Below are 7,397 nucleotides of genomic sequence, written 5' to 3' on the forward strand. Positions count from 1 at the left end.
ATACTTGCATAAAGAACTTATTTAATATTTATAACATAATTAGTTAGTCAATTCTTTATAATTTCCTTTGGAGAGATAAATCAAGTTTTATATTTGCTTATCTTAATATTTTTATAAAAAATCTTAGCTGTTATAGGGTTTATCCAACTTATCTATAATATAAATATTCTCTTTTAAGCAATTGTTTTTATGTCCAACACAGATGCTAATTTTCAGCAGCTATTTCAGCTTACAAGTCAAGTTAATAAAGATAACGAAAATTCCACGCTATTAGTCAATCGCCTAACTCCTACTGATGACCAAATCAAAGACTGGCTACAATCACCACAAATCAAACAGTGGCTTACAAAACTACTAATGGGCATACCGAATAATCTCAAAATAGAAGCGATAAATACCATCATCAAAAATGTTATACAAAACCCAGACAAAGACTGTCGAGTACAATTCGGTAGTTCAACTATTGGAGTTGATGTTTTGCGGTGGCAAATCTGGGCATCCTATAAATTACCTTACGCCAGTGGAATCAAAACTCCTGATTGCCCCTACACTTTGAAAAAACATTTGGATACTCCCGACTAACTTCCTAGATGACATAATTACGTATTTTCGTTAATTTCCCACACAATCCCCTTGGTTGAGCGGCATCGCAATTTGCCGACCAATGGTCGGCAAAAACTTAATTATGATTCTCAAAAACTAATTCTTTATATGAGCCAAGATCGAGAGTGTTAAAAGGAGCGGGAATTTGCAGACCACCATCCCAAACGATGTCTGTGCCTTCCCTTATGCCCTCGGTATAACTGTATCTTTGTAATCTAAAACACTTTAGTTTACGCAATTATAATTACTGTAGGCACCGCTATACAGTAAAACTTTCTGCATTATACTCATCTAGGTAAATAGGCTAAATGAACCTACCATCAACTTATTTTTTACCTAGATAAGTATCATGATACAGCACAGGAATTTCATTCCATGTTAAACTTCTATTTTTAACTGTGTAATTTACGACATCATAAACTAACTCGCAATCACCTAAAGTTCCTTCGCCCATTAGGGAGCATCTTGGCGTTCGTAAATAGAATTCGATAAAGTAAAATGGCACATCAAGTTGGGATAATCTCTTTTAGTCGTAAATATTTTTACCCCTGACCAAGATGCCAGCGCCTTTAAAAGTTGACCTGTCACCAATAGAAGATCAAGCCCTACTAGCACTCACTCAAGCAAAAGGTATACCACCAAGAACTCAAAGTCGTGCCACTGTACTACGATTATCAGCCGCTGGATGGACAGTGCTAAAGATCGCACAATACTTAAAATGGCATCCACAGACTGTACGCGACACAATTCATCGCTGGTACTGGGGCAAACTCGATAGTTTGTGGGATTGTTCGCGTCCGGGTCGCCGTCGCCGATGGCATAACCCAAATATGAAGTCTCTGCTTCAATTCAAAATATCTTTATTTAGCTATCAACTTATTTTTATTTTATTTTCTTACATCTCTTACATCTATTTAATGCTATTTCTCCACAGTCATGGCGTTTCTACTACTTATGCAGTCAAAATTTACAGGCAGTACAAGGATGAAGCACTCGCTACTCTCACCAGCAATCCCTACCAGTTAGCTGCTGACATCTACGGTATTGATTTTCTGAGAACTGATAAAATTGCCTTTAATTTAGGAGTTACGCCTGATAGTCAGTTCCGTTACCGTGCTGGTTTAATTTATGTTTTGAACGAAGCTGCTGCCGATGGGCATTGCTATTTACCCCAGCCAAAACTCATTGAGAATGTGATCAAACTGCTGACTACAGCAGATCACACACCCGAAGAAGATGCCCTCGCTGATATTATCAAAGACATGGCACTCAAGGATGACTTAATCCGCGAGAAAAGCGAAGACCAAACGCTGCTATGTTATCTACCAACCTACTTTCACACCGAACAGAACCTTGCTCAATTAATACAATCTAGATTTTGCCAACCAGTTGCACAAGATATGCCTCGTGTTCGCGCCTGGATTGAGCGCTTCACCAAGAGTCGTAAAATCAAACTTTCACCACAGCAACGGCTAGCGGTAGAAATGGCTGCATATTCAAGGGTAATGATTCTGACTGGTGGCCCCGGTTGCGGTAAAACTTTCACCACCCAGACCATAATCTCTCTGTGGAAAGCAATGGGCAAATCTATCGCCTTAGCTGCGCCAACTGGACGCGCTGCTCAACGCCTGAGTGAAATCACACAACTCGAAGCCAAGACGATACACTGCTTGTTGGAATTTGACCCAAAGACAATGGGCTTCTTACGCGATAATCAAAACCCTTTACCCCATACCGCAATTGTCGCGCTAGAAGCTAGTATGCTTGATTTGTTTCTGGCATCTTCTTTGGTAAAGGCGATACAATACGGTTCCCAACTACTGCTAGTGGGTGACATTGACCAGTTACCCTCTGTGGGTCCGGGTCAAATCCTTGCTGACTTGATTAATTCTGGTCACGTTCCCGTGGTGCGGTTGACCAAGGTATTTAGGCAAGCCCAACAGAGCGCAATTATCACCTCTGCTCACCAAATTAACCGAAGCCAGTTTCCCACTATTGAACCGATTTCCGATAATCCCGTGTCTGAGTGTCTGTGGCATGGCGGCGGTCATCACCCCAAACATGGTGTTAAAGCAATATCCGAAATCATTACAGACTTGATTCCCCGCCTGGGTTACAATCTAGCTACTGATGTGCAAGTGCTTTGCCCCATGTCGCGGGGTTTGCTTGGGACTCGTAACCTCAATACCGTATTGCAGCAGTTGATTAATCCGCCCAGTCCCGACAAAGTAGAGATTACCAGGGGCGGGAATTTATTACGAGAAGGCGATCGGATCATTCAACTGACTAATGATTATAATCACGAAATTTTTAATGGCGACTTCGGAATTATCAAGGCCATTGATCCTGAAGAGATGGAAGTTACTGTGCAGTATGGTAAGCATACTGTCGTTAGAACCAGAGCAGACTTAAATCAAATTGCCCTCGCCTGGAGCTTCACCATTCATCAAAGCCAGGTTTCAGAATATCCGGTAGTAATTCTGCCAATTTATACGCAGCCTTATATGATGTTGTCTCGTAAACAGTTGTACACAGCATTAACTTGTGCCAAGCAGTTAGCGATTGTCGTTGGTTCCAAGAAAGCGATATCCAAGGCTTTGCGTTCTAGTGACGGCCAACTGCGATATACGCGATTGCAGCAGCGCTTGGAAAGCGCTTTTTTGCACCCGACGATTGCAATTTAGAAATGTTCAACAGTCGCTCATGGGGGAAATTCCCTTTCTGCGCGCTGCCTCACCGTATCAAGGATATTGTGGCTAGGTGACTATATCTTTAACGCTTTTCGCCCCGTGTCTGGTAAGCGACGGTGGGGCATTTCATTACTGGTAAGTGCCTTGGCAATTCTTGAAAAACTACTTCTCTAGCTCCCGTTTGCGGTTCTAGAAAAAAAAGTGTCTTAAACACAAAGCAATCAAACCACTCTCAAAAAATAAACTAAAAATGACTCTATAGTTTTATGGCGTGATAGCGCTTAAAAAGCAGTACACTGCGGCGTAAATAAACTTTGGAGGACGCTCTTTGACTTCTTATATCATTTATTAACTATAAAGTCATTTTTAGTTTATTTTTTTTACCTAATTTTAGGCTTTTCAAAATAAATACCCTGCTGAACAATTGCATAACAGTATTGTGTTTGTCACGCTCCTCAGTATTAGAGGTGTATATACGCAAAAATTGAGAAATTTTCATTCGCTTGAGGGTGAGTTGAAACGCCCATTTTAAAGGACAATAAAAATCAGACACTATAAAACCAGACGAAACTACGCTTGTGTCTGATTATTAAGGGAGTAATAAAAATGACGCTCTCTCTTGTCCATATAACAGCGCATAGAAAGGCTCTTGCTTCCTTGCCAGTAGCGCAGGCGGAGGCGAAGTTGATTGCGCTGTGGTTGGAGGGAAAAGCAGAGTCATCTATCATCTCGTACCGACGCTACATTAGACGATTTCTGGAATTTTTGGACAAACCTCTCAAAAAAGTGACTTATGAAGACTTGGTAGAATACGCCAGTTGTTTTGGGGGCAATGCTCTTAGTACAAAGCGGATATATATTGCCGCAGCTAAAAGCTTAATTAGTTTCGCTCATAAAATTGGATATCTCCCTTTTAATGTGGGTATGGCGCTAAAACTTGGTGAACTGCCGGATGTAATCAACGAACGCTATTTAGACGAAGCTGATATTAAATTGTTGGTAAGAGCAGCTTCTAAGCATTTAACTGATGCTAAAACTCCTAAGCGCCAGTACACAGCCCTACGTAATTTGTTAATTATCAAACTCCTGTATCAGGCAGGGTTACGGGCAAGTGAAATCTGTGATCTGACTTGGGGAGATTTGACACCCCGTGGTGAGAGTGGTCAAGTTTACGTGCGAAAAGCCAAGGGCAGCAAAAATCGGACAATTCTCATCAAGCCAAAGCTTTGGGCGGAATTAATGGAGTTCAAAGCTTCGGCTCACTCCAATCAAGCAGTGTTTCCAAGTCAAAAAGGGGGACATTTAGACCGTCAAAACTTGCACCCGATTGTCAAAGCAATTGCACTTGAAGCTGGATTAAGCGAACTAGTTTCTGCTCACTGGTTACGTCATGCCCACGGTTCTCACGCCATTGAGCGCGGGACTAATCCTGTATTGGTGAAAGAAACTTTGGGTCATGCCAACTTAGCCATCACCGATCGCTATCTCAAAGCTAGACCTAATGACAGTAGCGCTTTAAACTTGATGGATCTTTGACCATTTTTTGAATTGTTTTGACATTTTGCATGACTTGTGGAAATGCAGCCCAAATTGGAACCAGTGGCATCAATTGCTACCGGAAACGAAACAAAAAACAGCTTTCAAATGCCAAAGGGATTTTTCTCTAGCCAGCCCCCTCCATAGGCAACACTTCTTCCAAGAGCCATTCATAAAATTCAGGAACTTGAGCCTCCACAAGTCGCAGTTCATTTGCCGCGATCGCTTCAAGTTCCAGCACCGTATCCCAGCGCAAATCCTCAACCCATTGCTTAAGGATGCCCTTAATCGCGTCCACCCCCTGCTTAATGCCAGAGCGTAGCATTTCCACACAATGGAGTAGCGTAATGCGATCGGTCGGAGGCGACTCAAATTCGGTAGTATCCTCCCCTTGGCAAAGGGAGTTCCCTATAGCATCAAGGGGGGGTGTGGATACGGCCTGCTGATTCGTGTTTACACTATATACAGCAGGGGTTTGAGCAGCAGAATAGGTTCGATTTTCTTTTTGATTGCGCTTCGTTTCACGATGAGCAATTACTTGGAGAGCAAATTCTAATTCCTCTTTAGATAAAGAGAAAAGTTTCACCTGTTGCCCCCGTTTACCTTGCTTGCGGAAAGTCAGCTTTAGCCCCAGCTGCTCTAGCATTGTGGCCAGCAACCAAATAGGTTTACAGTCACTGGGAATAGTAAACCCAAGAATTGCTTTGACGTGAACAGCACAATGTATAGCGATCTCCGTCATCTTGAGTAAAGTGGAATCGTCGGCGGTAACTTCATCACCCCTCACTAAACGTTTGAGAATCTGATGCAGTCCCAGGTTAAATCTAGCCAGCCACCGTGCGGAGTAATTACCCCAGTCGATGCACAAAGGTAGATTGTCCCGCTCGGCGCGGTCTTTTTGGGTGACAATTGTTGGTGGGGTAGGATAAGTTTGCCCAGTTTTGGGGTCAGTAAACGATTCTTCGGGTGGGGCTAAAATGGCCTCAAGTCCAGCAATTGCCCTAATTAAGCGACCACCTTTATCCATTTCTACGAGTGATTCGGTTACTTCGATGCCGTAAGAATCAGAAATGCGAAACTTTTCACATTCAAAAATTTCATTAGGGTCAAGGTAATCTTTGCTCTGACGGGCGCGGTACTCACTCAAAGTAATATTGTTAGCCCTGGCAACAGCCGAATTGTGGGCACTATCCAAAGCTTGTGCTGCTGCTTTAAGACTTTCAAGAGATTGAGGATCTGAATCACTGCCCACATATATAAATGTATTGCCCATTTCGGTGAGAAGCGATCGCAAATCATCACGCAGATTATTGAGAGAATAGTGGCGGTTAGCCATAATTTGGCAGTAAGCCTCAAGCGCCCAATCTTTCTCTGCGCCCCGCTTGCCTGTTTGACGGTCAATCCGCAACAGAAAAGCGGTCATTTCATTGGTTTGGAGCAAGCGCTCTTTAATCTTGGTAGCATTGGTATCCTTGTAACCAAAGGGAGGACGTGGGGCCACCCAAATATGAAACGGGACTTTCGGGCGATAGCGGTAAAGCTGTTGGGCGCATTCAGTAGCAGTTTGGGAAACGCCGTGAAAGACACCAAATACTAAGTCAAAATGATACTCAGAAATATCAACACCAGTACCGAGACTGGGAGAGGTGAACAAGGCATCAAAGTTTTTGACGGCGTTGGTGATATCTTTGATGAAAGCGACATTCTCATCACTGCCAGAATTGTCAGAGTGAACCGACCAGATACGACATTTTTTTTGTGTATGTGATTTTTCGGAGTTAGATTCTTCGTACTTGATAGTAAAGGATTTGTCGAGTTTTTTGATGAAACGCTTACTGTCACTTGCAACCATGACTTTCTCACCAAGCATTAGCGCTGCCGAGATTTGGGCGACTAGAGCGCTTGAATTATCCCCCTCGTACCAATAAATTGTGCGTGAACCGTTTCGCCATTCGTTTTTAATGATGTAAGGTACTTCACCTTTGGGTCGCATTGCAAGAAAGAAATTCACAGTCAGGTCATCCATGTGTGCATCAGCGATGACGACCAGTGGCGCATTGTATACTATATATTCCAGGACTTCTAGGATTGCTGCACGGTGTTGTTTGCAAGTATTACTGTGCAGTAGGTGGGTGAGGTATTGGCAAGCTTCATCTATAAATATGCAGCCGTAGGTGAGAGACTGAGTATTCAGCTTATGCAAGCTGTCAATAGTAATGGAGAGGGCTTGAGCCTGAGCTAAACCTGTGTAACCCAAGTCGGAGTACATGGCTGTTTGCAAGCGTTCGGCAAGATTTTTCAACAAGTTAACCCGATGTCCATTGTTGAGGAACCGTGCGTTAGGATTTTGGTCACGCCACCAGCGCATGAGTTCAGTTTTACCAGTACCCATGTCGCTCCAGAGTACGACCAGTCCGGTTTTCGGAAAATTGAAAGTAGGGGATTTCTTCGATTTGGATGAATCAACTCCGCCAGAATCCGTAGACTTCTCCTTTCTTTGATGTCCTTTTATAGATGGCGTGAAAAGTTGTTCCTTTTCAAGCTCATAAAGCTCAGGCACTCTCAAGC

Annotated in this window: 4 protein-coding genes; 3 read left to right on the plus strand and 1 reads right to left on the minus strand. The window is 43.0% G+C overall.

Going from position 1 to position 7,397, the window contains the following annotated elements; genetic code table 11:
- The first annotated feature begins 189 nt into the window (after positions 1-189).
- The 3 genes from G1O98_RS35645 (at position 190) to G1O98_RS35655 (ending at position 4,829) form a co-directional block, all read left to right on the plus strand.
- Positions 190-582 carry a hypothetical protein gene (locus tag G1O98_RS35645; RefSeq protein WP_163938824.1) on the plus strand — a complete coding sequence of 131 codons (393 nt, stop codon included), beginning with the start codon at positions 190-192 and terminating at the stop codon, positions 580-582.
- 578 nt (positions 583-1,160) lie between these two features.
- Positions 1,161-3,287 (plus strand): AAA family ATPase, encoded by a 2,127-nt coding sequence (locus G1O98_RS35650; RefSeq protein WP_163938826.1) that lies wholly within the window; start codon positions 1,161-1,163, stop codon positions 3,285-3,287.
- Positions 3,288-3,899: 612 nt separating this feature from the next.
- Positions 3,900-4,829, plus strand: coding sequence for a tyrosine-type recombinase/integrase (locus tag G1O98_RS35655; protein WP_163938828.1), 930 nt, complete (start codon positions 3,900-3,902; stop codon positions 4,827-4,829).
- 127 nt (positions 4,830-4,956) lie between these two features.
- Here the strand turns inward: G1O98_RS35655 and G1O98_RS35660 are convergent.
- On the minus strand, positions 4,957-7,397 hold a 2,441-nt coding region (locus tag G1O98_RS35660; RefSeq protein WP_163938830.1), incomplete at its 5' end, for a plasmid replication protein, CyRepA1 family.

It is taken from the genome of Nostoc sp. UIC 10630 (assembly GCF_010747425.1).
Classification (GTDB): domain Bacteria; phylum Cyanobacteriota; class Cyanobacteriia; order Cyanobacteriales; family Nostocaceae; genus Nostoc.